This window comes from Rhizobium sp. FG113 (genome assembly GCF_057809895.1).
In genome coordinates this window covers 135,312-161,018 of sequence record NZ_JBMDKV010000015.1, presented here as the reverse complement: position 1 = coordinate 161,018, position 25,707 = coordinate 135,312, and the positions used below count along the sequence as shown (strand labels likewise).

Below are 25,707 nucleotides of genomic sequence, written 5' to 3'. Positions count from 1 at the left end.
CTTCCGTCTGCCCGGTAGTCGAGGTTCCATGGCGCTCAAATACAAGCTCATTCTGGCTTCGGGTTCCCCCCGCCGCGTTGACCTGCTCAACCAGGCAGGGATCGAACCCTCGCGCCTGATGCCGATGGATATCGACGAGACGCCGAAGAAGTCGGAGCACCCGCGCTCGCTGGCGCGTCGCCTGTCGACGGAAAAGGCCGAGGCGGCTCTGGCCGCCATCAAGGGCGACATGACCTGGAAGGGCAGCTACATCCTGGCCGCCGACACCGTCGTCGCCGTCGGTCGCCGCATTCTCGGCAAGGCCGAGTTCGCCGACGAGGCCTCGGCCTCGCTTTATTTGCTCTCCGGCCGCAGCCATTGGGTCTACACCGGCGTCTGCCTGGTGACGCCCGACCGCAAGATCCGCCAGAAGATCGTGGAAACCAAGGTGCGCTTCAAGCGTTTGTCCGGTTTCGAGGTCGAAAACTACCTGGCCTCAGGCCAGTGGCGTGGCAAGGCGGGTGCCTATGGCATCCAGGGGCTGGCCGGCACCTTCGTGCAGAAGATGGTCGGCTCCTACACCAACGTCGTCGGCCTGCCGCTGTACGAGACCATTTTGCTTCTGACCGGCGAGGGCTTCGACGTCCACAGCCGGTGGCCCGAGGCTTGAAGCCGGCGGGCCGAAAACCCGAAGGAATGACCATGCCCGATGAAACCAGACAGAGCGCCAAGATCGAACCGCTGCGCAAGGCGCACCCGTGCCCGGAGTGCGGCACACCCTCGCAGCGCGAGCACTATCCATTCTGCTCGAACCGTTGCCGCGAAGTCGATCTTTCGCGCTGGCTGACCGGCTCCTACGCCATTTCCGTTGCCGAGGATGAGACGAAGGCCGAGTACCCCGACGAGAACTGATGGTGTTTCCCACTCGGGAAGCCGTTCAATTTGTTCGATAATTCGGAAAATTCACAGGTCTGTCAAAAAACTCTCATTTGGCGCTTGCCATGGCCGAACAAGATGTTATAACCCCGCTCGCTTCCGGGGAAAACCAAGCCCCTACAGCTCTCGGAAACGAGAGATGCGCCGAAGCAGGAATGCCCAGATAGCTCAGTTGGTAGAGCAGCGGATTGAAAATCCGCGTGTCCGTGGTTCAAATCCGCGTCTGGGCACCACTCTTTTTTTCCTCGATCAGTCTCTGCCTCAGCCCATGCCAGACGTGCAAAATGCGTCGAACGACACCCGCGTGTGAGCGAGTGCCGTTGTAAGTTCAAACGGGCTGCGGCGTGGCTTTTTAGCCTTGGAACAAGCTGAGGATGTTGCGCGGCGAGGAGTTGGCGATCGAGAGTGACTGAATGGCTAGCTGCTGCTGTGTCTGCAGCGCTGACAGCCTGGAGGATTGTTCTTCCATATCGGCGTCCACGAGGCGGCCAATGCCGCTGTCGATCGAATCGCTGAGCTTCGAGGCGAAATCACTCTGCTGATCCACGGTCCGGCTGAGCGAGCCGATGTCGGAGGCGACCTTCGTCATCTGCTTGGTCATGCCTTCGAGCGTCGAGAGCATGTCATCGAGTTCCGCCGAGGTCGTCGAGTTGTCGATCGCAAGGTCGGTCGCTGTCGGCGGCGCCGTGGCGCCCTTGAGGACCACGTAGTTCTTGGCCGACCCCGCCTGTATGGCGAAAGCTTCGGTCGACAGGATCCCGTATTCGCCGGATCCGCCATTGTCCACGAAGTATTGAACGTTGGTGTCGGTCTGGGGTGGCGGCGTATTGATCGCGTAGCTCAGCGTGCCGAGCTTGACGGTGCCGTCATTGTTTCGAATGAAGGAGGTGACGATCTGCTTGTCGGCGGAATCGACGCCGCTGTTCCACGAGAGCCAGTTCTGGCCGTTGAACGATGCCGCGCCGAGCGTCGTGGTCAACTGACCCTTCAGCTGCGTGATCTCTTCGTTGACCTTCGTCTTGTCGACGCCATTTTCGAAAGCCGTGACCAGCTTCGCCTTCATCTCCGACATCACATCGATCGAGGAGGCAATTGCCTCGTAGGTCGTGTCGAGAATGGCGCCGCTCAGCCCCAGCGCGTCTTGGACCGCCGAAATGGACTTGTTGTCCGAGCGCATCGTCGTGGCGATCGACCAATATGCCGCGTTGTCGGCGGCTTTGCCGACGCGCAGTCCCGTTGATACTTGCTTCTGGGTCTCGCCGAGGTTCGAGTTGATCGAACGGAGCGTCTGCAGCGCGTTATTCGCGGATATATTCGTGACAATAGACGTCATGAGAAACTCAGAAATGTAACTTTAGATTTATATTGATTTGTTGGATGTGATATTACGCATCCTATGGGTGCCAAAGTATAGCTGCGCTGGTTAACAAAGTGCCTATTGGCACTAATGGATTTTAGCGAGTTTCTCGTCGCTGATATTGATTCCAGTCCGCTGGGCGGCATGTAAAAAGCCAAGCAACGATAAAGAAACGGCTCAGGCGCGGTGAGGCCGCATCCCTCGGCGGCGATCGTTGCTGCGCTCGGCGCAATCCATCTTTTTGATTTGGCGGCAAACGACAGGGCTGCTACAGCGGTCCATCCCGCAGGACCAGCAGAGAGTGACATGGCCAAGACGAAAGAACCGAAGCTCGAGCATTCCGAACTCGCTGGCGAGTTTACCGATGATGGCGTGACCGTTCTGGTCGACATTTTCCGCCCCGCCGGCACCAATGGCGACTGGAAGATGGAAGTCGTGACGCAAGACGACGACCTGATCGAGTGGGAAGAGGGCTTCGAGACCGATCGCGATGCTTTCGACGAGTTTCTGGCCACCGTCGAGCGCGACGGCATCCGCACATTCCTCGATGATGCGGACGAGCCGTCGGTTCACTAGAGTTTGTCCAGAAAGACTCTGACACCGTGACACTGCTGTGACTGTCGTTTTCAGACTGGAAAACGTCGCTTGCGGAGACCCTTCAAAATAAACCGAAACTAAAGTGGGCCACTCCGAAAGATAAGTGCGCATAAAGCGCGCCGGGAACAGCAAACATGAAAGCTTTGGAATACAGAGCCGCTCTGGCGGTCCTGGGATTGACCACTGCTGGAGTGGAAAATCTCTTTGGAGTCGATCAGATCACCAGCCGCCTATGGGCGACGGGAGAGCAGGATGTGCCGCGCGCCGTGGCGCTCTGCCTGCTCCTGATGGCGTCGCATAACCTGTCGGTCGCGCAGGCACAGATCCTTGCCGACAGCGTCGACGTGCCGTTGGCGAAATCCGCCTGACAATTGGGCCCCACAACTGGGGATGTGGCGAAAGCCCTCAGGCCGCCGGCTGCTGGATCATCTTTTTCAGAACATCGAGAAGCTGTTTGGCGTCGTCATTGGCGCCGAGCACGCGCAGGCGCTCTTCCGCGAGGCTGATGATCGCCTCCATGCTTTCGCGCTCGCTCCAGCCGGAAGCGACACAGGCGCGCGTCAGGTCCTCGAACGCGAATTGCATCGCGTCCTGGCAGCGCACATCCCGATCGGGATCGTCACTGGTGACAAACGGCCTGTAGATCTCCCGCATCTCGGTTCTCCGCAACTCATTCGCACGCGCCATGCTATTCCACAGGCTTTAACGAAGTATTCATGACGATATCCGGCAATCTGGGCGGAAATTCGTGACACATCCGATTTCTCTGAGAAACGACGCAAGTTGTCTCGCCGCGCATGTCGCAACCTACTGATAAGGGCGTCGTTCTCAACTCGCCTCTGCAGTGGTAATATTACCCTTGCCGAAAAGAGGGGAGATTCAAATGCCACGCATCTCGCATCTATATTTCAAGACGGCCATTCTGTTTCTGATCCTTGGTATCGGAATGGGCCTGAACATGGCAATCTCGCAGGATCACAGCGTGATCGGCGCTCATGCACACTGTAATCTCTTGGGTTGGGTGACGATGGCGCTCTTCGGAGGCTATTACGCGCTCAATCCGCGAAAGGCCGAACGTCGCATCGCGATGATCCAGTACGGCATCTATACCGCGGGCGTCACGCTCATGGTTCCGAGCCTCTATCTGATGTTGCTCGGCAACATGGCGATGGAACCCGTCGTGGCAATCGCCTCGATCATCACATTCATCGGCGTCCTGTTGTTCGCCTTCGTCATCTTCTCCGGCGAACAGGTGGCCATGACGCCATCAACGCCGTCCTATCGCTGAAGTCTTCCAACTGCCCTGCGGCGCTCGTTCTTGGGGACGGGCGCCGTGGAAGCAGGATCAGTGCACGACCTGAACGCGGATATGCTCCTTGGCTGCATAGGAATGGCAGTCGATCGGCGCATCGCCGACGAAGATCACATCGCCATCCTGGTCGAACAGGCCCCAACAGGCTTCATCATCGACATAGACCTTGCGGACGTAACCGAACGGCGCGCTTTCGAAGACGACGTTGGGTGCAACAGCAACTGTCTCAAGTTCTCGCATGGATCACTCCGATAGTCATTTCTGTTTTAGTGCGACATCATATTGCATTGCGAGGCGGATGCCGGGCTATCCCTAGAAATGGGGATGTCTAACTCAGCTTGACCTTTTGCCTCTCAAGGTGTCCCGAATCGGTATTTCATGCCGATTTCCTTCCTTGGTTGCAGCGCGTGGTGCCTTTGTGGATTGCGATTGCATCAGCGGCGAAAAGCGCGTTGCGCCCGCCAATCGAAGCTCCTATCTACAGGCACGAATCATCTCCGAGGAATAACTCATGGCAGACCTAAAGGTTCGCACTCGTCCCGTTGGCGCCAGCGCCGTTCTCGGCCGCACCGGCTTCCCGCATGTCACCTCCGCCACCGGCGGCGAGATCGATATCGTCACCAGCCCGTCACAGCCGGGTTTCAACCCGCTGGACCTTCTCTATTCCTCCCTCTCAGCCTGCCTGGTCTTGAGCGCCCGCATGGCGGCGAGCCAGCTCGGCGTTCTCGATCGCATCACCGAGCTCAAGGCCGACGTCACCGGCGAGAAGGCCACCGAAGGCCTGTCGCGGGTCAAGACCTTCAACATCGTCTTCTCCATCAAGGGCGACATCGACGAAGAGACCCGTCAGAAGATCGCCCACGCCGCCGAAGACGAGATCTGCACCGTGAGCAACACGATCCGCGGCAATCCGGAATTCTCGACGGTCATCTCCGGCTGACCATTTCCGCTGGCGCCGGCGTAGCGCGAGCCGCGCCGGCGACGATATCGACCGCGCCTGTCGTTCCCGGGCTATTCTGAGGCCGCTGCTTCTGCTACTTGCGGTGCATGATGGCGCCACTCGATCGCACCCGACGCCGCAAGCACGGTACGCCATGTCGCAAGTCTCCGCTCTCCCGCAGTCCGCTCCCTCGCAACGTTTCGCGCTTGCCGCGCTAATCCTTGGTGGCGCCGCGATCGGCGGCTCGCCGATTTTCGTGCGACTGTCGGAAGTGGGGCCGATGGCAACAGGCTTTTGGCGCGTGGCGCTGGCTTTCTTCCCGATCTACATCTTCTCGCTCATCAAGGGTGGCGCGACCGGTCCGAAGCCCGAGACCTGGGCGGATCGCGGCATGCTCATCCTTCCCGGCGTCATTCTCGCTGTCGACCTCATCACCTGGCACCTGTCGATCACGATCACATCCGTCGCCAATGCGACGCTGCTTGCCAACCTCGCGCCGGTCTTCGTCACCATCATCGGCGTGCTCTTCATGGGCGCTGCCGTCACGCGCGTATTCGTGGTCGGGCTGGTGCTGGCGATCGCCGGTGTCGTTGTTCTCAAGGGCGGTCCGGCCGCACTCGGTCAGGGCGATCTGCGCGGCGATGGCGGCGCCGTTCTCGCTGCAGTCGCCTACGCGCTATACATCCTCGCCATCGGCAGGTTGCGCACGCGCTTCGATACGGTTCGCATCATGCTCTGGAGCACGGCGTCGGCCGCCGTCTGTCTTTTTCCGTTCGGCTTCTTCGTGGAAGGTCATCTCTTGCCGACCACCGCTTATGGCTGGGCCATGGTCTTCGGTCTCGCCTTCATCAGCCACGCCAGCGGGCAGGTGGCGATCACCTATGCGCTGGCCTATCTGCCGGCCGCCTTCTCGTCGCTGACGCTGCTCCTGCAGCCGGTCGTGGCCGCCATCCTCGCATGGATCCTGCTCAGCGAGCCGATCGGCCCAATGCAGGCGATCGGTGGTCTTGTGGTCCTCGCCGGGATCATGATCGCCCGGCGAGGGTAACTGCCTTAGGCGACAGCGGCCTGCTTCTGCATGCGTCTCGCGTCGAGAATATCAAGCGCCTCGTCGACGGTCGCCGCCAGTTCCGCCTTCTCCGTGTTGCAGGTGTTCCAGGCTTCGATGAAGCTGCTGGTCTTGCCGTAGCTGTTGTCGAGCACGCAATGGTCAGCGCCGATCAGCACGCACATGATGTGGCCGTGCATGCGGTCGGTGATCACCTGCCGTGCCGAACCCAGGAGTGCCACGCCGCGGTCGAAGCGCTGCTGCGCGCGCTCGCGGTAGGCGAGTTCCGTCATGCGGGCGCGGCCGCCGATCTTGCCTGAGAGCAGCCCCTTCAGGATGGCCGCATGCTTGGTCTGCTTCTGGAAATCGGCGGGCTCATCCGGCCAATCCGACTTCACCGTGCCCGGACGCTGCGTCGCCGCCGTCAGGTCCTGTGGCGTGCCGACCTCCTGGTCTTCGCGCAGGTTCAAGAGCAGCTCATGCTGCGGCACCGGCTTTGCGACCGGGCCGATGCAGAAGGCCATGTCGGGGCACAGGCGCGTCTCGCACTGGAACCAGCGCTGCGCAAAGGCAAGGCTCTTCTTGTCGCGCACGAGCAGCGTGAACTGGCCGTGTTTCTCGATCGCGCGCGCCGTGCTGTCGACGTTGGCCTGATCCTTGAAATGGATGGTCTGCGGCAGCTGCACGATCGGCCGTCCTTTGTGCCGCTCCAGCATGTTTTCACGGAACTGGCGGTAGCCGGCCCAGATGTCACCAAAATTGCCGCCGCCGTGCAGGAAGATCCGGCCGTCGCCAATGGCGCCGAGCATGCGATCCTCGTCGAAAGTCGGGATTTCGGTCACATAGGACGGGCGCGAGCGCTTCTTGTCGAAATATGCAAGCTCGCCCAGCCAGATCGCGCTGTCGCCGATATTGTAGTGGTTTGGAAAGTCGAGCAGCGCATAACGCTCCGACGGGTCGAAAACGTCAGACAGGTTCTTCTCGATCACGCCCTGCAGGCGGTTGATGATCGTCAGGTTAGATTCCATTGAAGGCTCCTTGTTTTAGGGACAAGAGGTCCGAAAGTGATGCGCGAGGCCTCAGGCCTGCGCGTGTTTGCGAAACGGATTGAGCGACATTGCAAGCGCGATGTAGGGGCGGATGACCGACCGGCCGAAGATCGGCAGGAAGGCGAGGTAGATCACCGCGCCGAGGCCGATGCTGAGGCCGAGCGACAGCCAGCGGTTCTGGACATGCTCGACGATGACAGGATGAGCGAGCCAGACACCGGCTGCCATCAGCAGCGAACCGCAGAGCGGCAGCGCCACGGCCTTCAGCGTGCTCATCGCATCGATGCTGGCGAAACGCGCCAGCACGTACTGCTGGTAGGGCAGCGTCAGCCAGGCGCGCAGCGTATAGCCGGCCGCAACGGCAACCACACCGTAGGGCACGAGCAGCCAGGTGAGCACCAGCGTGGCGGCGAGCTGCAGGGCAGCCACCGAGAGGATCGATTCCGCGCGGTTGACGGCGGAGAGCGCCGACGAGGCGAAGAAGTTCATCACGAAGGGCACGGCCATCAGCACGAGAACCGTGGCGATATCGCCGGCATTGCCCCACTTGTCGCCGAACAGCATGGCGATCATGTCGTTGGACAGAGCGCCGAAGCCGAGCAGCAGCGGAATGGTGCCGAGTGCGGCGGCGCCGACGATCTTGTTGTAGGCATTGCGGAATGCGACGCGGTCGTTCTGCAGTCGCGACAGCGTCACCAACGCCACACTGCCGATCGGCGCCAGCACGGCCTGTCCGATCAGCTCGATCAGCCGCCAGGCAATGCGGTAACGGCCGACTTCGACCGGGCCGTACCAGCGCGAAATGAAGATGTCCTGCACGCGGGCGAGCAGCATCCACATCAGCTGCGTGACGACAAGGCTGATGCTGAACAGGAAGATCGAGCGGAACAGCGGAACGTTGAAGCGGAACTTCGGCATCCAGGGATAGGCGACCCAGCCGAGCAGCACTGTGACCACGGCGTTGACGGCGGTCTGGGCGACCAGCGCCCACACGCCCCAGCCCATGAAGGCGCAGGCGACGGCGGTGATGCCGGAAAGCAGGCTGGCGGCGATCGCCTGGGCCGCGAGGTTCTTGTGGCCGAATTCGCGTGCCAGCCGCGCATTGTGGATGACCGCGAGCGACGACACCGGCAGCAGCGGCGCCAGCCAGCGCAGGATCTCGGCAACTTTCGGATCGCGGACCAGATCGCCGTAATAGGGTGCGAAGACGAAGACGACAGCGGCGACGATGGCGCTGAAGGCAATCGTCGCCCAGAAGGCGGTATCGGCCAGTTCCTCGTCGAGATCGAGCTGGCGCGTCACCGCGTCACCGAGGCCGGCATAGGCAAGCACTCTGCCGATCTCGACGAAGAGGCTCGCGAGCGCGAAGGTGCCGAAGTCGCCGGGTCCGAGAATGCGGGCGAGAATGACGAAGATCACGAAGGTCGCAACCGTGCTCCACGCCACGCGGATGACCGACCAGAGGACGGAAAGCGCGGTCTTCTTCTTCAGCTCGGCGTGGCCAATTGCCGTATCTGTCATTCAGTATCCAATCGATTGGGCGCTGAGGCGCGATGCTTCAGGGGCTCGGGACCGCTCAAGCGGCCCGGCCCGTCTTCTGGCCGCGCCAATAGGCGACCATGCCGGTGAAATTGTCTCTGAGCTGGCTGCGATAGGTCAGCCCTAGCTCATCGCTGAGCTTGCGGCGGCCCATTGCCTCCAGCACTGCCTGGCGAATGTCCCAGCGCAGCATGCCGCGCATGTTCGAGCGACGGTCGAAGAGGTATTTGGCGTAGAGCGCGCCGTTGCCGAAGGCATAGCCGCTCTGCAGCTTCTTCACGTCGCCGAGTTCCCGGCGCCCGTGGAAGTGCTTCACCGCGAAATCCGGAATGTATTCGACGCGGATGCCGGAATTGAAGGCGCGGTGCACGTAATCGGTATCCTCGCCGGAGCGGAAGGGCGAGCCGGCGCCAAAGCGCGTGTCGAACAGACCGACCTTGTCGATCAGCGCGCGTGGAAACGCCATGTTGGCGCCATGGATGAACCCGCCGGCATGCAGCTCGCTCGTCAGCACGGCAGGCTCCAGCTCGGGCTTGATCGTGACAGGCAGATCGCGCGCGTCGCCAAGCTCGATACGACCGCCCCGCATGACGATGTCGGTGTCGGCGGCAAAGAGTGCGGCAATCACCGTGAAGTAATCGGCAAACACTTCACAATCATCATCCGTGAAAGCGATGATCCGACCCTTGGCGGCAGCCAGCCCGCTATTGCGCGCAACCGAAAGACCGGGCTTCGCTTCGTAAACGAGATTGGTGCTGATCGGCGCCGTCTTTGCCCATTCGCTGACGATCGCGGACGTGTTGTCGGTGGAACCATTGTCGACGAAGACGAGTTCCAGGCTCAGATCGCTGGTCTGGCGCGCAGCATTCGATACGGCATCCAGGCAGTTCGTCAGTCCATAAGCCCGATTTCTCGACGAGATGATCAGGCTGATGTCCACGGGCTGAGGAGGCATTCGGGTTCCCTTCTGCAGTCGATGTCGGGGGAAGGGTAGGGCGCTCCCCCAACCTCGGCAAGAAACATTTTGCGTTGCAGCAAACCAATACAGTTTGCTGAAAAACCAAAACAATGTGGTGATTTCTTGCTGGTATATTATTAATCGCAGAAGGGTGATATTAATGCGATATTATTTCTGGAGTGAAGAAAAGTAATTGTAATAATTCGTGTTTATTTAATATTCACGAAGTCGTAATTCTGTTTGATTGATTATGATTATTGTCGAAATAGACCAGATTTAAGCATTGTGAATATAAAAATATATAGAAGTGCAATAACGTTGCTTTCGCCGTTTTCTCATGGCCGCATTGCGCTTCTTCGCACCGGCGAAATGGCTGAGAGGTAAAAGACAGCTGTTCTCGTCGGACCAATATCGACGAAGAAGACCGGCCGGATCGGACATTTTTGCCAGAGAAAAACCCGCCGCATAACTTGGAAGAATGCGACGGGTCCGAGTAGAAATTACAGAATACGACCAGCGGGTGTGTCCTGCCGACAGTGGATGAAGCTCCGCTGGCCAACCCGCTGACGCGCTATTCCTCGTGCGTCAGCCACTTCTGAATGACCGGAACATCGTCATCGCCGAGCAGGTGCCCCGTCGGAATGACGGTCGAATCGACCGTTGCGCCCGAGGTCTTCAGCCGTGTTTCGAGGTCGCTTGCATATTTCCCATAGGCGTCCGTCTTGCCGCTGATGACAAGCAGATCGGTGCCTTTCAGGTCCGCATGCGGAAATTCGCTGAGCACAGGCATGGAGCGCAGCAGAACCGCTTTGTGAACCAGGTTCGGGTGCAGGTAGAGCAGCGAGTTCAGAAGGTTGGCGCCGTTGGAATAGCCGACATAGACGAGCTTCTTCGGATCGAGCCCATAGGATTTCACCGCGCCGTCGATGAAGGCGGCGAAGGCCTCAGCCTCGTTCTTGATGTCCTGCTGGTCGAAGGAGAACGGCGTGATGCGCTTGTACCAGCGCGGAATGCCTTCCTCTGTCGCGCGTCCGCGCACGCCGAGCAGCGTCGCGCGCGGCGCCACCTTGTGCAGCAGCGGCATCAGCGTCGTCTCGTTGCCACCCGAGCCGTGCAGCAGCACAAGAACGGTGCCGTCGGGGTTAGGCGGCGTATAGAAGCGGTGCACGAAGGGTAGCTCGCGATAATTGATCCGGGGCTCGCCCGGCATCGAGAACTGCGGCAGAACCACCTTCAGGTCCTTGAGATCGGTGATCGGGTCCTTGGGCACGAACAGCTTTTCGCCCAGCGTCGCCGCCGGCTCGTCCACCGTCATGCCCGGCTTGTCGGTCGCAAGCTCGATCAGCGTGCCACCCGGCTCGCGCACATAGAGCGAGCGGAAATACTTGCGGTCGTGCACGTTGATATCCGACGCGCTTGCACCCTCGCTCTTCAGCGCATCATGAACCTTCGACAGCGCCGCGTCGTCCTCTGCGCGGAACGCCACATGGTCGAACGTGCCGGTCCCCGATGCGCTCGACCAGAATCCCTTGGCGTTCCTGATGTCGACGATATCACCGGACTGCGAAACCAGCCGGTCGATATTGCCGCGGTTCTCCTGGAAGCGATAACCGAAGTGGCTCTCGACGAAGGCGCGGCTCTTTTCCGGCTCTTCGGTGAGCATCGTCGTTCCGCGCACCCGCTGCACGGCGTGCTCGACCGGAATGCCGGCGCCATGCCAGGGAGCAGGCGATTTCAGCGCCGGCGTGCCGGCAAGCTTGACGATGATGTTGTCGGGATCCTTCAAGCGCAGCACCGGCTCGCCGAATTCGTCGGCCGGACCTTCCGTGCGGACGCCGAAGCTCATCGCCCGCGTCAGCCAGTAGCCGATGCTGGAAGGGTCGATCGCCAGCGCCAGTTCGCTGAGTTGCCCGAACCCGGCGCGGCCAGGAGCGCCATCTTCCCAGACAAGGAATGTCACGAGCGAGCCGGGCGTGGCTTCCGCGTCACCATAGAAGAGGTGCAGCTGCGTCGCGTCTTCGAAGCCGGCGGTCTGCTTGACCAGCCGCATGCCGAGAAAGCCGGCGTAGAAGTCGACGTTCGCCTGCACCTTTCGGGTCAGCAGCGTGATGTGGTGTATGCCTGAAGCCATAGAGGGGAGCCCGGATTGCATTGGGTACAGAAGGAGCGCGGAGATGAAGGTGAGGATAACAGTCATATCGTTGCGTTTGCTTGGTGCCTTGTTTGCTCTCCATAAAGAATTAGGGCATCTCCGCAAGGCTGCAAATCCAAAGTCTGAACATCCTGCAGCGCAAGTTCCAGCTGCTGCCGCGTCGGCGGCTTGATCATGTAGGCCCGCGCGCCAAGCGTTTTGGCGCGCTCCATGTCGTCCTCATCGCTTGATGTGCTTAGGATGAAGGCCGGTATCGTCCTCAGCCGCGCGTCGCGTGAAAGCGCCTCCAGAACCTCGAACCCATCCATGATCGGCATGTTGATATCGAGCAGGATGAGGTCGATCAAAGGATCGTGACCACCGGTTGCCCGCTCCTGAAGAAACCGCATCGCCTCAAGGCCGTTCGAAGCGAGATGCAGGTTGAACGTCACCTTCTCACGCCTCATCAGCTTGATCTTCAAAAGCTGCACATCTGCCGGGCTGTCTTCGACCAGAAGCACCTCGGCCACCCGGCCGATCTTATCCGTGCGCTGCTCCTCTTGCCGTGGGCTTGCCGCCCCCTTGGGCGCCCTGTCCGCCTCACTCAAGGCCAGCGGCAGCTCCATGATGAAGGTCGTGCCGCCGCCATCGGCATCCTCGCACCAGATGGCGCCGCCATGCAGCTGCGCGATCCGCCGGCAGATCGCCAGCCCGAGCCCCGTCCCCTCGATGCCGCGCCCGACCAGCCGCTTGAATGGCTGGAAGATCAGTTCGCGATGATCGCGCGCGATGCCGGGCCCGTTGTCGCTGACGGCGATCCGGCAGAGCGTGCCTTCGCCTTGTGCCGAGATGCGCACGCGCGGCACCCCGGCCTCGCAATATTTGATGGCGTTGGAGATGATGTTCTGCAGCATCTGCACCAGAAGCGTCCCGTCGCCCATCACCTGGGGCAAGGAGCTACGCTCGATCTCGGCGCCACGGCTGCTGATCTGTTCGCGCAGATTGCGCTCCACCTGGTCGACGATCGCCGACAGCGAGACCGGCTTGGCCTCGAGATCGCCGGAGGCCTCGAGCTTCGAGAAGCCCGACACCTTGACGATCAGCTCCTCCATGTGGTCGGCCGCGCTGAGCACGTAGCCGAGCAGGTCGTGATCGTCATGCGCGAGCGAGGGCGATGCCTGCAGCAGCCTGCTGAACGACTTGATCGTCCGCAGCGGCTCCTTCAGGTCGTGGGCCATGGCGCGGGTGAAAATCTCGAGTGATTGCTGCTTCTGCTCCAGCTTGGCCGCGAGATCGCCATGCATGATGGCGCTCTGGATGCAGCGGTGCAGCGTCTCCGGCGAAAGCGTGTCCTTGGTGAGATAATCCCGCGCGCCGCCCTTCATCACTTCGACGGCGATCGTCTCGCTTCCCTGGCCAGTCAGCATGATCACGTTGGCGGAGGGGTCGAGCTTCAATATCTCCTCGAGCACACCGACGCCGTCGCGGCCCGGCAGCGAGTAGTCGAGCAACACGCAATCCGGCCGCTTCTGCGCGTTGAGCGCTATGCCCTCGTCGCCGTTTTCAGCCTCGTAGACCACATAGTTCGCGCCCGGCGCGCGCGCCAACATCCGCCGGTAAACCTCGCGGTCGTCGATATTGTCGTCGATAACAAGTACCGCGCTGCCCTCGGCCATGCTCACCCCTCCAGAGGCAATATGGCGATCTCGAACCAGTATTCCTTCAACCGCTGGATGGCCGCGAACAGACCGTCGAGATCGACGGGCTTCTGGACATAGGTGTTGGCGCCGAGCGCGTAGCAGCCCTCGATGTCGCGCTCGTCGTCCGACGTGGTCAGGATCACCACCGGGATTTTCCGCCAGGCCGGGTTGGACTTGATCGCCTCCAGCGTCTTGCGGCCATCGAGCCCCGGCATGTTGAGGTCGAGCAGGATGAGGCCCGGCCGTGTTTCCATCGTCGCCAGCAGATCCAGCGCCTGCTGGCCCGATGGCGCCCATTGCACCGGGTTTTTGAGCTTGGCGCGCTTGAAGGCGCGGATGGTTGCTTCGTAATCGTCCTCGCTGTCCTCGACGATCAGGATCGGCTGTGTTTCACGGTGCTGCATGCTGCCCCTCGCGCTTGTGACCCAATGTAAAATAGAAAGTCGTGCCCTGGCCAACCTCTGACTCCAGCCAGACGTCGCCCTCGTGACGGCCGATGATCTTGCGCACGAAGGTCAGCCCGGCGCCGGTGCCGTCGTCCGATTCCTGCGTCTTTTCCAGACGCTTGAAGATGCGGAAGATATCCTCGTGAAACTCGCGGGGAATGCCCTTGCCGTTGTCACGCACGAAATAGACGTCGCTCGTCCGCCGCCCGTCTTCGCCCAAAAGCTCGGCGACGTGGCCGACGGTCACGACCGGCTCGGGCTTGTCGTTGTATTTCACGGCATTGGTGATCAGGTTGCGGTAGACCTCCGTCAGCCGCAGCGAATCGCAGACGACGTCAGGAAGCTGGCCCTCGACCAGCACCTTCGCCCGCCGCTCTTCCAGATAAAGCTCCATGGTCGAGACCACGTCCTTGACGATGGCATGGACATCGGTGCGCTTCACCGCCAGCTGCTGCCGCCCGATGCGCGAGAAATAGAGCAGGTCGTTGACCAGCTTCTCCATGCGCTGGCTGAGCCGGACGATGCGGTTGATGCGACGCACGCCGTCCTCGTCGAGCACCGTCTCGTAGTCCTCAAGCAGAAAGCGGGAATGGTTGTGCATCCCGCGCAGCGGTTCCTTCAGGTCATGCGAGGCGATATAGGCGAACTCGTCGAGATCGGAATTGCTGCGCTCCAGATCGGCCGTGTAAGCCTGAAGCTGGCGGAACATTGTCCGCAGCTGTTCCTCCTGCTGCACCCGCAGGCTGATGTCGCGCAAAATGGCGACGAAGGTAACGGTTGTCCCGGTCCGGAAGGCGCTGAGCGACACATCGAGCGGGAACGTCTCGCCATTGCGCCGGATGCCGGAGATGGTGCCCGTCGTCCCGGTCCCGCCCTCCTCGCTCAAGAGCAGCGATCGCCGGAAATAGTCGTCTAGCCCCGCATGAAAGGTCTCCGGCAGCAGTATATGGACGCTCTCTCCGATCGCCTCCTTCGATGTCCGGCCAAACATCTCCTCGGCTGCCGGATTGAACAGCGAAATCTTGCCCTGCGGGTCCATGGCGACGATCGCGTTCGGCGTATTGCGGGTCACCGTGTCGAAGCGGATGCGCTCGGCATCCAGGCTGTCGCTCTTGCGCTGGAAGAAGAACACGAAGGTCGCCACCAGCCAGAGCATGCCGACGGTGATGGCGCGGTTCGTCGCCTCGTAGCCATAGCCTTCGCCATGCCGGTCGACGGCGAGAAAGCCGAGCAGGATCAGGATCGAGCAGACGAAGGCCAGGTTGAAGGGCGCCGTGCGGCTGTTGAACCACAGCGAGGTCAGGATCAGCGGCACATAGATCATGCCGTTCACCACCCCGAGCGGGGTATAGAGATCGATCATCAGCCCGATGAAGCACAGCGCGCCGGGCAGCCAGACGGGCATGCCGCCATGATGATCCGGCTGCAGCCACCAGGATCGCACCAGCATCGCCGAGCCGAGCAGTGTCACGCCGGCGGCGGTATGCACCGCCATGCCGATGTTCGATCCCCAGCGATAGATGTGCTCGGTATGCATCGCGTATCCGGCCAGCGCCGCGATGCCGAGGCCGATCACCACATAGCCGACAAGCTCCTCGAACAGCCGCGCCTTGCCCTTCTGGTCCGGCGGGGTGAGCGCCAGAGCGAGGTTGGAGAAGAACATGACCACGGCGGTGATCAGCGCCATGCCGCCGCCGACGCGGCCGAAGAATGCCGGATCGACGAAAATGCCGGCCAGAAAGCGCTCCATGATCTGCGGTTGGCGTCCGACGAATGTCAGCTCGATCAGCCGCACCCCGCTCATCGCGGCGGCGAGCGAAAACAGCAGGAAAGCGGCAAGGCGCGCATTGGCGCCGGTATAGACCGAGATGACGAGCGCGATCCCGGTGAGGCAGAAGCATATCGCCGTGTTGATCGCCATCGCAGGCGAATCCGGTATCAGGAAAAGAAGAGGCTCGATCTGCCGCACCCAGGCGAAAAGGATCACGGCGCCCAGCATGAGCAGCAGCACGCCGAGCACGATCGTGGTCAAACGGTGTCGTTCCTGGCGCCAGGGGGCACTCGTCCTTCGACCAATGATCGGCTTCACCACGCGTTGCTCTCCCGTCCGGCGGTTACTATTTCCAGAATTGAAAATTATTCAATATACATCTGCCGCGATAGTTGCGGCTTCGGCGCCGACCGGCAATATGCCCGATACGGATGCTGTGCCCTGCGGTCGAACGGGGCGCCGGCGCGAGCACGGGAGGGTGGTAATGCCGGCGGTATTTTACGTGGATGACAGCCGCGACGACCTATTCTACACGCAGTATGTCTGCCGCAAGGAACGCCCCGACATCGCTCTTTCATGCTTCCAGACCGCCGATGCCGCCTTTGAGGCGCTGTGCTTATCCGCCGCCGAAGGTCTGGCGCTGCCGGCGCTCGTGATCGTCGATCTCTATATGCCCGTCGATAGCGGCATCGGCCTCGTCACGCGCCTGCGCGCCGATCAACGCTTCGTCTCGATGCGAATCGCTATCTGCTCGGGGTCGGACGCGACGGCGGATTGCGAGCGGGCCTTGGCCTGCGGGGCGGATCTATACGTCGAAAAACCGATCGACCTCAGTGCACTCGTGGGCCCCGGGCAATAGTCTATCAAAGACAATCGACTTTCTTAGGTATTTATGACGCAATGGTTGCAAGTCTCATTGACACGACTTTGGCTACATTTCACACTATACGCATGAAGCAGTGTGAGACGATGCTGGGGAGAGCCGTTTGACTTTGTTGACGAAACAACCCTGGAAAAATCCGTAACCGAAGTCTGTCGTCTCGCTGGTGCGCGAAACGCATCGCTGACGGCATGGGAATAGGCGGAAACAGAGGCCGCATGCCGATTTTGTGATCGGCGCGTCGCGGCGGTTTCCCTCGAAACTCCGCACTCGGTCATTAACTGTATCAGTCTGGCGCGTGTCTCCAGAGTTCGGGGATGCCGCTCAACCGGTAACCACAGGCACGTAGGAGCCAAGAAGCAGGAATGCGGAATGAGTAGCGCGATGGCACTTCCATTTCACGCTGGCCCGGAATTGGGGCGGGCGATCAACCGCACGGATTTCTTTCGACTTCTGAAGGCGGCCGCGCATCACTATGCCTTCGACAGCTTCGCGCTCGCCCGCATCTCCGAGGCGTCGCAACCCTTCGGCGCGCGCGATATCATCATCACCAATGTCGCCGAGCGCCAGACCGGCTTCTTCGTCTACGCCATGGGCCGCGCGCTCGGCTTCATCAAGTCAAAGGCCGCGCAGTTCTTGGCGACCCCCATGAGCGGCAGGGCCAACAATCTGGAGGGCTACCCGCCCGATCTCGTCCTCAATGAGTTCGACACAAACAGCTTTCTGCTCATCCCGCTTTTCACGCCTGAGGGGCGCCGCTACTGTGTCGCCTTCAGCGGCAAGCGCCAGCAGCCGGACCAGGGCGAAGTCGCCGATATCCTGCTCGATACGATGCGGATATTCGACAAGTTCTACGAAGAAATCCTGGTCAACGAAATGTCAGGCCGTTTGACCCAACGGGAGAGTGAAGTGGTTCGCTGGACCAGTGAAGGCAAGACATCGGCGGAGATCGCCATCATCCTCGGCCTGTCGGAGCACACCGTCAATTCGCACATCGCGGCGTCGGTGCGGAAACTAGGCGCGGTCAATCGCGTGCACATGGTGGCCATGGCGTTGCGCATGGGACTTGTTTCGTGACCGAAAACGCTGAAGTGAAACCAGAGACGGTTCGCGGCGAGGCCGTCAAGATCCTGTTCGTCGATGACGAATTCATCGAATTCCGCTCCCTGAAGAAGACCGTCGCGGCACTCACAGAGCCGAAAGTCGAGATGGACTACGCGCAATCGGTCAGCGATGCGCTGGCAAAGCTAAATAGCGACAGGTTCGATCTGATCCTGCTCGACAACCGCCTGCTGCCGAACGCCGATTTTCGCGAGACCGTGCCGAAGCTGCGCGCCGCGAGCTTCACCGGCCCGATTGGCGTCATATCGATGGATGTCTCGGACAGCTACTTCCAGCAGTTCCAGGATTACGGCGTCGACTTTCGTATCGGCAAGGACGAGATCGACGTCGAGACGCTGCAGCACATCATCCGCGAATATGTTCGCTATGACATGCCCGACGTCTGGAAGGACGATTACAACATCTGACGTGCCATCAAACCGGCAGTCGGATCGTGAACCGGCTTCCCGTCTCCGCCGATGATGTGAGCGAGATCGTCCCGCCAAGCGCGGTCACCAGCTCCCGCGCCGCTGCCAACCCCAGGCCCGGCCTTTTCGCGGCACCCTCCGGCAGCAGGCTCCAGAAGGCGGTGAACACGCTCTCCTGATGCTCCGGCGCGATGCCCGGGCCGTTGTCGGCGATGTGGATCGTCCAATGCGTGGCATCGAGCTCCGCCTCGACCGTCAGGCGGCATGCCTCGTCGGCATCAGCGCGGTGCATCAGCCCGTTCGCCATCACGTTCTTCAGCACCAGCCCCAGAATCCCAGCATCGGTCCGGATGCCAGGCATGTCGCCTGTCTCGATCGTGGCCTTCGGCGCATCGACCTCGAAGCGTAGTTCCGCCCAGATCTGCGTCACCAGCAGCTTGGTATCGACATCGCTGATCACAAGCCTCGGCGCGCCGGAGGCGAAGCTGATCAGTCCCTTCGTCAGCTCCTGAGCGGCCTGGGTCTTGGCAAGGATGGTGCTTAGATATTCCAGGTGCTCGGCATCGATCCTGTCGCCGATCTCGTCGATCAGGATCTCTGCATACATGGCGATGTGCCTGAGCGGCGATTGCAGGTCGTGCGAGGCAATGGCGAGAAAGCGCTTGATGCGCATTTCGTCGGTCTCTGTCGTCGATGGTGACATGTCTCGTCCGCCGGATTTAAGCCCAGGCGGAGAATAGAAAGCGGGCGCCGGTTCTGCAACCGGCGCCCGCATCAATTTCACGAAACAACCTGAAAAGGTCGACCCGGATCAGCCTGCCGACTTGCGCGAGCTCGGCGGAATGATGTCGACCTTGTCGTCGTTGCTCGAAACCGCGGCGCGGTGGCGCGTACGCCAGTCGCCGAGGAAGAGCAGGATCGGCGCCGCGATGAACACGGACGATGCGGCGGCCACGAGAATGCCGAACACCATCGGGATCGCGAAGCTTTCGACCGCGCTGCCGCCCCAGATTGCCATCGGCAGCAAAGCGAGGAAGGCGGTGACGTTGGTGTAGATGCTACGGGCGAGCGTCTCGTTGATCGACTTGTCGATCAGTTCGCGCAGCGGCATCGACTTGTAGAGGCGCATGTTTTCACGCATGCGGTCGTAGACGACGACCTTGTCGTTCACCGAATAGCCGACCAGCGTCAGGATCGCCGCGATGGCGGTGAGGTTGAAGTCGAGCCCCGTCAGCGCGAAGAAGCCGATGCACTTGGTCACGTCGAGAATGAGCGTGACGATGGCGCCGACCGCGAACGGCCATTCGAAGCGATACCAGATGTAGAGCAGCATCGCGAGGCTGGCGATCACGACGGACAGGATACCCGCCCATGCAAGCTCGCCGCTGACCTTCGGGCCGATGACATCGGTGCCGGTCACGGTTGCCGACGGATCGATCTTGACGATTTCGTCCTTCAGCTTGGTGACGGCAGCCGTCTGCGCCTCTTCACCGCCGTCCTGGCGCTGAGCACGCACGGCCATGGTGTTGTTGTCGCCATAGGACTGCAGCGAGACTTCGCCGAGGCCGAGGCTGTTCAGGCCTTCGCGGAACTTGGCGAGATCGGCTGCTTCCTGCGTCTTCACCGACATCTGGATACCACCACGGAAGTCGACGCCGTAGTTGAGGCCAGGATGGACGAAGAGCACGACCGATGCGGCCGACAGCAGCGCGGAGACGGTCACGCCGAAGAAGCGCGCCTTCATGAACTGGATGTGCTTGTCGTAGGGGTAGAAGACCGGCAGCAGCGGCTTGATGTTGATGGTCTTCAGCTTGAAGCGGCGGGTGATCTCGATCATCGAAACGCGAACGAACGCGACCGAGGTGAACATCGAGATGATCAGGCCGAGCGCCATGGTGACGGCGAAGCCGCGAACCGGGCCGGTGCCGAACCAGAACAGGATTGCGGCGGCGATCAGCGCCGTCATGTTGCCGTCGATGATGGTCGAGTAGGCGCGGCGGAAGCCGGTGTCGATGGCCGCGAACGAGCCTTTGCCCTTGCGGGTTTCTTCACGGATGCGCTCGTTGATCAGAACGTTGGCGTCAACCGCAAGGCCAATGCCGAGCACGACGCCGGCGATGCCGGGCAGTGTCAGCGTGGCGCCGACAAGCGTCAGTGCCGAGAAGGTCAGGATCGTGTGGATGAGCAGGGCGACGTTGGCGAGAATGCCCCAGGTTCCGTAGAGCAGGAAGATGAAGGCCGCGACGAGGACGAAACCGACGAGACCGGAATAGATGCCCATCTGGATCGCATCGGCACCGAGGTCGGCACCAACCGTGCGTTCTTCGATGACGGTGAGCTTGGCGGGCAGGGCGCCGGCGCGCAGCATGGCGGCAAGCGTGTTGGCCGTATCGGTCGAGAAGTTGCCCGAGATCTGGCCGGAACCACCGGTGATCGGCTCGCGGATAACAGGCGCGCTCAGCACCTTGTCGTCGAGAACGATGGCGAAGGGATTGCCGACGTTCTGGCGGGTGATGTCGGCGAAGCGGGTCGCGCCGGCGCTGTCGAAGCGGAAGCTGACGACAGGCTGCTGGCTCTGGTCGAAGCTGACGCGGGCGTCAGAAAGACGGTCACCGGAGATTTCGACACGGTCGAGAACCGGATAGGTGTTGCCCTCGTCATCCTTCAGCATCGTCACGCCGGGGCCGGGAGCATTGTTCGGCGCGAGCATGTGGAAGGACATCTTGGCGGTCGAGCCGAGAAGCTGGCGAAGACGGGTCGGATCCTGCGCGCCCGGAAGCTGCACGAGAACGCGGTTGCCGCCAATGCGCTGGATCGTCGGTTCGGCGACGCCGACCTGGTCGACGCGCTGGCGAATGACTTCAAGGCTCTGCTGGACGGCGCTGTCGACGTTGCTGGAGATACCGGCGGCCGAGAAGGCAACGATGATGTTGCCGCCGCTGGTCGTGACCGAAAGGTCCGACTGGCCGGCGGAAATGCCTGTTGCGATCGTGTTGCCGAGCGTGCGCAGCTGCGTGACGGCTTCGTCGGTCTGTGCCGGGTCGTTCAGCGTCACGACGATCTGGTTCTGGTTACGAACCACCGACTTCGGCTGGATGTTCTTTTCGCGCAGCACGCGGCGCGCGTCCTGCAGAAGCGACTGCAGACGCTCGCGCGTCAGGTCGGCTTCATCGACTTCGAGAACGAGGTGCGAGCCGCCGCGAAGGTCGAGACCGAGCGAGACCTGCTGGTGCGGGAGCCACGAGGGAAGGCGCTGCAATGTGGATTGCGGCAGGGCATTCGGCAGTGCGATCAGAATGCCGAGGAGAATGATCACCGTATAGGTGGCCACCAGCCATGGTGAGGTGCGCATTGTGTTGTCTATCCTTGATAACGCTGGAACCTGCGCTTCAGGCGCAGGCAGGCGTGTCGTAAATGCAATGGGAGGCGCCGGGGCGCGTGTCGTCAGGCCGCGAAAGCGGGCGGTCCATGCGAATCATAGGGCTTCGCGTCAGCCGCGTAGAAGGCGGGCGAAGTCGATTGCGAAAGCTTGATGAAGCCGAGCGACAGGCGCTCGAAGACTTGCAGGTCAGCGGTAGCCGCGTCGCCGGAAGCATAGGTCGCGTATTTCTGCGCGACCTTCCGGTCGGCTGCCAGCACGCCGCGCACGACGTCGCGCGCGCCCAGCTGCAGCGGCTGGCTGTCCTTGCTCGAAGAGGAGAATGCGTTGTTGGGGCCGCGCGCGGGGCCGAGCACGAGATTGCCGCCGAACAACAGGCCGAGATAGGCGAAGATCGCGACGGCCAGCGAGACGGCAACGCGACCGGTCATGCGGCGCGTATCGAACCTCATCTGGTCGTCCTGCGGATTTTCAATCTCGAACCGGCTCAACGGCGCAAAGTTCTCTCATTGCTTCTCTGGAGAAGGCGTTTCCTCGGCCGCGCTTATACCAGCCTCGGTCTCGACTTCATAGGGTGAACTGTCATGATGCACTTGAGAGAGACGGTCAAGCATTCCCATGGCGATTTCGCGCTCACCCATGATGACGGTATCAGCACCATATTGCTTCAGTTCCTCGACCTCGGCATCCGAATGCGCGCGCGCCACGATCAGCACGCCGGGATTGACCTCGCGCCCCTGTTCGGCCACGCGGCAAGCCTCGAATGCGTTGGGAATGGCGATGACCAGGCTTCGCGCACCCTTGAGATTGGCGAGATCGAGCACCTCGCGCGTGACCGCGTTCCCGCCGATCACTTCGATGCCCTGATCGCGAAGCGCCGCGATCCGGTGGTCGGAATCCTCGATGACGAGGAAGGGTGTGCCTGATGATTTCAGGTTCTGCCCGACAATGCTCCCGACCCGGCCATAGCCGACGAGAATGGCGTGGCCCGACAGCTTGGTCGCATGCACTTCGTCCACCACGACCGGCGGCTCTTCCACCACTTCGGCCGTGGCTTCCGCGGCCGGCTCGGGTTGGGGCTCCTCGCGCTTCGGCTCCAGCAGTGGCCGCAGTTTTTCGCAGGCATAGAAGAGAAGCGGGTTGAGGATGATCGATATGATGGCGCCGGCAAGGATCAGGTCACGGCCTTCTTCCGGAAGAAGTCCGAGATCGACGCCAAGGGCTGCGAGAATGAAGGAGAATTCACCGATCTGGCCAAGACTTGCCGAAATCGTCAGCGCCGTTCCCACGGGCTTGCGGAACAGCTGCACGATGAGGAAGGCGGCGACCGACTTGCCGATGACGATGATGAAGATGGTGGCGATCAGCGGGATCGGCTTTTCGATCAGGATGTTCGGATCAAACAGCATGCCGACGGAAACGAAGAACAGCACCGCGAAGGCGTCGCGAAGCGGCAGGCTTTCTTGCGCCGCCCGATGGCTGAGCTCGCTTTCGGCGAGAACCATGCCGGCGAAGAAAGCGCCGAGCGCCAGCGACACGCCGAAGAGCTTCGATGCGCCAAAGGCGACGCCGAGCGCGATTGCCAGGACGCCGAGGCGGAAGAGTTCGCGAGACCCGGTGTGGGCGATGCGGTGCATCGTCCAGGGAATGACGCGCCGGCCGAAGATCAGCATCACGCCAACGAAGAGCGCCACCTTGACCAGCGTCATGCCGATGATGCCGCCGATACCCATGTCGAGGCCGAATATGCGGTTCACTGCGGCCGACAGCGGCTCGACGGTTCCGTGGCCGCTGCCGATGCTGGCGGCTGCCGGAATGAGGACGAGCGCCAGCACCATGGCAAGGTCTTCAACGATCAGCCAGCCGACCGCGATCTTGCCGCGCTCCGTCTCGACGAGCCGCCGCTCCTGCAAAGCCTTCAGGAGCACGACGGTCGACGCGACGGAAAGAGCGAGCCCGAAGACGAGGCTCCCGCCCGTCGGCCATCCCATCAGCGCGCCCAGGCCCCAGCCGAGCAGGGTGGCGAAGCCGATCTGCACGATGGCGCCCGGCACCGCGATCCCGCGCACGGAGAGAAGGTCTTTCAGGGAGAAGTGCAGCCCGACGCCGAACATCAGCAGGATGACGCCGATCTCGGCAAGCTCGGGCGCGAGGTTCTGATCCGCCACATAGCCCGGTGTGTGCGGCCCCACCAGAATGCCGGCGATGAGATAGCCAACCAGGGGCGGCAATTTCAGCCGGTTGGCGAAGGCCCCGAGGATGAACGCAAGCACGAGACCCCCGACGATTGTCGAAATCAAAGGTGTATCGTGCGGCATACGCGGTCTCCCCGACTGGAAATCCTGATTAAATTATGACATATATGGCTAATATCAACCAATATGGGTGGTTTGACATTATGGGTCAAGGCGCGAAGGAAACAATTCTCACCCCCGCTTTGTGCCGTGCGGCCAGGGGTCTGCTGGATTGGACGCAGGTCGATCTCGCCGACCATGCCGCCGTTTCCCGCAGCACGATCCGCGACTATGAAGGCAAGCACCACGAGCTGCACCGCGCCACGGAAGCGCAACTGAGGCTGGCCTTCGAAAATGGCGGCGTTGCCTTCATCGAGGTCGAAGGCAAGGGCACCTGTATCTGCCTGCGGTCCGCAAGCGAATGATACGCTACTTCGCCGCTTCCAGGCAGCCGGCCTTCACCTTGTAGGCGTAGATCATGTTTCCGCGATAGTAGCCTTCGCTCGGCTGCCATGACTTGATGGTCTGCGGCGTCTCCGCGCATTCGAAGGGCTGTGTGGTCACGAACAATACGTCGTCACTGACAGTATTGGGCAGCGCGAAGGTCTGCTCATAGTAGTTGTCAGGCGCTTCCGCCGGCGGCCGCGCATAGATCTTCAAGGGTTCGTTTCTCAGCGTATGGTACATGTCCGCCAGGATATCGCGGCTGTCGCTGACGATGATCGCGGTACCCGCCTGCCGCGCCAGATCGCCGGCTTCGCGGCTGACGTCGCTGCGGCCGAGATAACGCTTCATCACCTCGTTTCCATTCGGCAGCACCAGCTGGTGCGCGAAGATGGCGGCGAGCGGAAAGAGCAGGCTGGCCGTGCCGTTGATCGCGAACGACACGCGAAGCCCCTTGGGCCAGACCCGATGAAGCAGCCAGACGGCGAGGATCGTGCCGGCGACATAAGCCGTCACCGCCCAGTTGGCGTAGGCCTTGGCGATCAGCGCCTGGAAGGTGATCAGGAGCACGACAGGCACGGAGAGCCAGATCAGCAATTTCTCGATCGGGCTGCCTTGCCCTCTCAAAGCCCGGTAGACCGCCCAGAGGATCGCGAAGAACACGATAGGGCCGACAACGCCGAACTGCGCGGCGAAGAACTCGATCCCGTGCCCGATATTGAGGCTCAGCCCGCTCCAGTGGGCGATGCTGGTCGTGTGCTTGATCGTCGTGGCGTCATGGGTCGCATTCCACCAGAGGTTCGGCGCTGCCACCACGACGGCCGTCACCGCCGAAATGAAGAAGTCGCGCCAGCCGATCCGCGCCATCGGCAGAAGCAGCAGGGCGATCAGGCCGCCGGGCACGACGAACAGGATGGCGTATTTCGACAGGAAGGCGCAGCCGAAGGCCACGCCCATCAATAGCGCCAGTGCGATCGAGCGCTGGCGGGTCAGGCCGAAATAGGCAAAAAGCGCGACAGCCAGGAAGAAGAGCAGGATGACGTCGGTCGAGAAGAAGACGGAAGACAGAGCGACGCCGGGCAGCGTGATGTAGGTCACACCCGTCCACCCCTCGATCTCGGGGCTGACGAAGCGCTTGGCGATCTTCATCAATACGAAAGCGGCCGCCATGTGAACAAGGGGCCCGCACAGCCTGATCCAGAAGATCGCGGTCGATCCCGAAAGCTCGGTCATCGCGCGGATCACCCAAGCGATCATCGGCGGCTTCGAATAATAGCCGAAGTCGAGATTTTGCGACCAGAACCAGTATTGCGCCTCATCGACGAACAGATCCGTCGTGTCGAAGTGCAAGGTGACGATGCGCCAAAGCGTCACGCCGATAATGATGAGGATACCGAGGCGTGGGGACATGCGTCTGATTCCGTAAGCTGGACAAACCACCTCCGGCCGATGCGCAACGCTTCGCCGGCTCAGTGGTT

Annotated in this window: 26 protein-coding genes and 1 tRNA gene; 12 read left to right on the top strand and 15 right to left on the bottom strand. The window is 61.4% G+C overall.

Features of this window, described 5'->3' with window-relative positions:
* Positions 1-28: 28 nt before the first annotated feature.
* The 3 genes from ACODTZ_RS26970 to ACODTZ_RS26960 all read left to right on the top strand — a co-directional run bounded on the left by ACODTZ_RS26970 (position 29) and on the right by ACODTZ_RS26960 (position 1,148).
* Positions 29-649 carry a Maf-like protein gene (locus ACODTZ_RS26970; RefSeq protein WP_018898379.1) on the top strand — a complete coding sequence of 207 codons (621 nt, stop codon included), beginning with the start codon at positions 29-31 and terminating at the stop codon, positions 647-649.
* A 32-nt stretch (positions 650-681) separates the two neighbouring features.
* Positions 682-891, top strand: a complete 210-nt coding sequence (gene yacG, locus ACODTZ_RS26965; RefSeq protein ID WP_489029410.1) for a DNA gyrase inhibitor YacG — start codon at positions 682-684, stop codon at positions 889-891.
* Positions 892-1,072: 181 nt separating this feature from the next.
* A tRNA-Phe gene (locus tag ACODTZ_RS26960) sits at positions 1,073-1,148 on the top strand.
* Positions 1,149-1,267: 119 nt separating this feature from the next.
* On the opposite strand, the gene ACODTZ_RS26955 is transcribed toward ACODTZ_RS26960, so the two are convergent.
* Positions 1,268-2,248 (bottom strand): flagellin N-terminal helical domain-containing protein, encoded by a 981-nt coding sequence (locus ACODTZ_RS26955; RefSeq protein ID WP_112979836.1) that lies wholly within the window; start codon positions 2,246-2,248, stop codon positions 1,268-1,270.
* Between the two features lie 330 nt (positions 2,249-2,578).
* Here ACODTZ_RS26955 and ACODTZ_RS26950 point away from each other — a divergent pair, with 330 nt between their 5' ends.
* Both ACODTZ_RS26950 and ACODTZ_RS26945 read left to right on the top strand, forming a co-directional pair.
* Positions 2,579-2,848, top strand: a complete 270-nt coding sequence (locus ACODTZ_RS26950) for a hypothetical protein (protein ID WP_047507331.1) — start codon at positions 2,579-2,581, stop codon at positions 2,846-2,848.
* A gap of 155 nt (positions 2,849-3,003) precedes the next feature.
* Positions 3,004-3,237, top strand: coding sequence for a hypothetical protein (locus ACODTZ_RS26945; protein ID WP_026282982.1), 234 nt, complete (start codon positions 3,004-3,006; stop codon positions 3,235-3,237).
* Positions 3,238-3,274: 37 nt separating this feature from the next.
* Here ACODTZ_RS26945 and ACODTZ_RS26940 read toward each other — a convergent pair whose 3' ends face one another.
* On the bottom strand, positions 3,275-3,523 hold the full coding sequence (locus ACODTZ_RS26940) for a hypothetical protein (RefSeq protein ID WP_018898384.1): 249 nt from the start codon (positions 3,521-3,523) through the stop codon (positions 3,275-3,277).
* Between the two features lie 229 nt (positions 3,524-3,752).
* Between ACODTZ_RS26940 and ACODTZ_RS26935 the strand changes: the two genes are divergently transcribed.
* Positions 3,753-4,157 carry a heme-copper oxidase family protein gene (locus ACODTZ_RS26935; protein ID WP_111561686.1) on the top strand — a complete coding sequence of 135 codons (405 nt, stop codon included), beginning with the start codon at positions 3,753-3,755 and terminating at the stop codon, positions 4,155-4,157.
* A gap of 57 nt (positions 4,158-4,214) precedes the next feature.
* Here the strand turns inward: ACODTZ_RS26935 and ACODTZ_RS26930 are convergent, their stop codons facing one another.
* Positions 4,215-4,421, bottom strand: coding sequence for a hypothetical protein (locus ACODTZ_RS26930; protein WP_047507335.1), 207 nt, complete (start codon positions 4,419-4,421; stop codon positions 4,215-4,217).
* 271 nt (positions 4,422-4,692) lie between these two features.
* Between ACODTZ_RS26930 and ACODTZ_RS26925 the strand changes: the two genes are divergently transcribed.
* Both ACODTZ_RS26925 and ACODTZ_RS26920 read left to right on the top strand, forming a co-directional pair.
* Complete coding sequence (locus ACODTZ_RS26925; RefSeq protein ID WP_018898387.1) at positions 4,693-5,121, top strand: OsmC family protein; 429 nt, start codon at positions 4,693-4,695, stop codon at positions 5,119-5,121.
* 154 nt (positions 5,122-5,275) lie between these two features.
* Positions 5,276-6,169 (top strand): DMT family transporter, encoded by an 894-nt coding sequence (locus ACODTZ_RS26920; protein WP_489029406.1) that lies wholly within the window; start codon positions 5,276-5,278, stop codon positions 6,167-6,169.
* Between the two features lie 5 nt (positions 6,170-6,174).
* Here ACODTZ_RS26920 and ACODTZ_RS26915 read toward each other — a convergent pair whose 3' ends face one another.
* The 7 genes from ACODTZ_RS26915 to ACODTZ_RS26885 all read right to left on the bottom strand — a co-directional run bounded on the left by ACODTZ_RS26915 (position 6,175) and on the right by ACODTZ_RS26885 (position 15,991).
* Positions 6,175-7,197: a polysaccharide pyruvyl transferase family protein gene (locus ACODTZ_RS26915; RefSeq protein WP_047507341.1), complete on the bottom strand. Its 1,023-nt coding sequence runs from the start codon at positions 7,195-7,197 to the stop codon at positions 6,175-6,177.
* A 51-nt stretch (positions 7,198-7,248) separates the two neighbouring features.
* A complete protein-coding gene (locus tag ACODTZ_RS26910; protein ID WP_489029404.1) occupies positions 7,249-8,739 on the bottom strand; it encodes a lipopolysaccharide biosynthesis protein in 1,491 nt (496 codons plus the stop codon).
* A gap of 55 nt (positions 8,740-8,794) precedes the next feature.
* Positions 8,795-9,712: a glycosyltransferase family 2 protein gene (locus tag ACODTZ_RS26905; RefSeq protein WP_489029402.1), complete on the bottom strand. Its 918-nt coding sequence runs from the start codon at positions 9,710-9,712 to the stop codon at positions 8,795-8,797.
* Between the two features lie 574 nt (positions 9,713-10,286).
* Complete coding sequence (locus tag ACODTZ_RS26900; RefSeq protein WP_489029400.1) at positions 10,287-11,846, bottom strand: VOC family protein; 1,560 nt, start codon at positions 11,844-11,846, stop codon at positions 10,287-10,289.
* 62 nt (positions 11,847-11,908) lie between these two features.
* On the bottom strand, positions 11,909-13,522 hold the full coding sequence (locus ACODTZ_RS26895; RefSeq protein WP_209232697.1) for a response regulator: 1,614 nt from the start codon (positions 13,520-13,522) through the stop codon (positions 11,909-11,911).
* A gap of 2 nt (positions 13,523-13,524) precedes the next feature.
* Positions 13,525-13,950: a response regulator gene (locus ACODTZ_RS26890; RefSeq protein ID WP_209232698.1), complete on the bottom strand. Its 426-nt coding sequence runs from the start codon at positions 13,948-13,950 to the stop codon at positions 13,525-13,527.
* Positions 13,937-15,991 (bottom strand): sensor histidine kinase, encoded by a 2,055-nt coding sequence (locus ACODTZ_RS26885; RefSeq protein WP_489029433.1) that lies wholly within the window; start codon positions 15,989-15,991, stop codon positions 13,937-13,939. Before ACODTZ_RS26885 ends, ACODTZ_RS26890 begins: the two co-directional genes overlap by 14 nt.
* A gap of 256 nt (positions 15,992-16,247) precedes the next feature.
* Between ACODTZ_RS26885 and ACODTZ_RS26880 the strand changes: the two genes are divergently transcribed.
* The 3 genes from ACODTZ_RS26880 to ACODTZ_RS26870 all read left to right on the top strand — a co-directional run bounded on the left by ACODTZ_RS26880 (position 16,248) and on the right by ACODTZ_RS26870 (position 18,172).
* Positions 16,248-16,622 (top strand): response regulator, encoded by a 375-nt coding sequence (locus ACODTZ_RS26880; protein ID WP_489029398.1) that lies wholly within the window; start codon positions 16,248-16,250, stop codon positions 16,620-16,622.
* Between the two features lie 393 nt (positions 16,623-17,015).
* Positions 17,016-17,720, top strand: coding sequence for a response regulator transcription factor (locus ACODTZ_RS26875; protein ID WP_489029396.1), 705 nt, complete (start codon positions 17,016-17,018; stop codon positions 17,718-17,720).
* A 14-nt stretch (positions 17,721-17,734) separates the two neighbouring features.
* Positions 17,735-18,172: a response regulator gene (locus ACODTZ_RS26870; protein ID WP_489029431.1), complete on the top strand. Its 438-nt coding sequence runs from the start codon at positions 17,735-17,737 to the stop codon at positions 18,170-18,172.
* 7 nt (positions 18,173-18,179) lie between these two features.
* Here the strand turns inward: ACODTZ_RS26870 and ACODTZ_RS26865 are convergent, their stop codons facing one another.
* The 4 genes from ACODTZ_RS26865 to ybaL all read right to left on the bottom strand — a co-directional run bounded on the left by ACODTZ_RS26865 (position 18,180) and on the right by ybaL (position 23,869).
* Positions 18,180-18,875 carry a sensor histidine kinase gene (locus ACODTZ_RS26865; RefSeq protein WP_489029394.1) on the bottom strand — a complete coding sequence of 232 codons (696 nt, stop codon included), beginning with the start codon at positions 18,873-18,875 and terminating at the stop codon, positions 18,180-18,182.
* A gap of 108 nt (positions 18,876-18,983) precedes the next feature.
* Positions 18,984-21,524, bottom strand: coding sequence for a protein translocase subunit SecD (gene secD / locus ACODTZ_RS26860; RefSeq protein WP_489029392.1), 2,541 nt, complete (start codon positions 21,522-21,524; stop codon positions 18,984-18,986).
* A gap of 92 nt (positions 21,525-21,616) precedes the next feature.
* Complete coding sequence (locus ACODTZ_RS26855; RefSeq protein WP_489029390.1) at positions 21,617-22,003, bottom strand: hypothetical protein; 387 nt, start codon at positions 22,001-22,003, stop codon at positions 21,617-21,619.
* A 54-nt stretch (positions 22,004-22,057) separates the two neighbouring features.
* Positions 22,058-23,869: a YbaL family putative K(+) efflux transporter gene (ybaL, locus tag ACODTZ_RS26850; protein WP_489029388.1), complete on the bottom strand. Its 1,812-nt coding sequence runs from the start codon at positions 23,867-23,869 to the stop codon at positions 22,058-22,060.
* 35 nt (positions 23,870-23,904) lie between these two features.
* Between ybaL and ACODTZ_RS26845 the strand changes: the two genes are divergently transcribed.
* The gene (locus ACODTZ_RS26845; RefSeq protein WP_489029386.1) at positions 23,905-24,210 is read left to right on the top strand and encodes a helix-turn-helix domain-containing protein; all 306 of its coding nucleotides are present in this window, start codon (positions 23,905-23,907) and stop codon (positions 24,208-24,210) included.
* Positions 24,211-24,214: 4 nt separating this feature from the next.
* On the opposite strand, the gene ACODTZ_RS26840 is transcribed toward ACODTZ_RS26845, so the two are convergent.
* Positions 24,215-25,639 (bottom strand): ArnT family glycosyltransferase, encoded by a 1,425-nt coding sequence (locus ACODTZ_RS26840; protein WP_489029384.1) that lies wholly within the window; start codon positions 25,637-25,639, stop codon positions 24,215-24,217.
* Positions 25,640-25,707 lie beyond the last annotated feature (68 nt).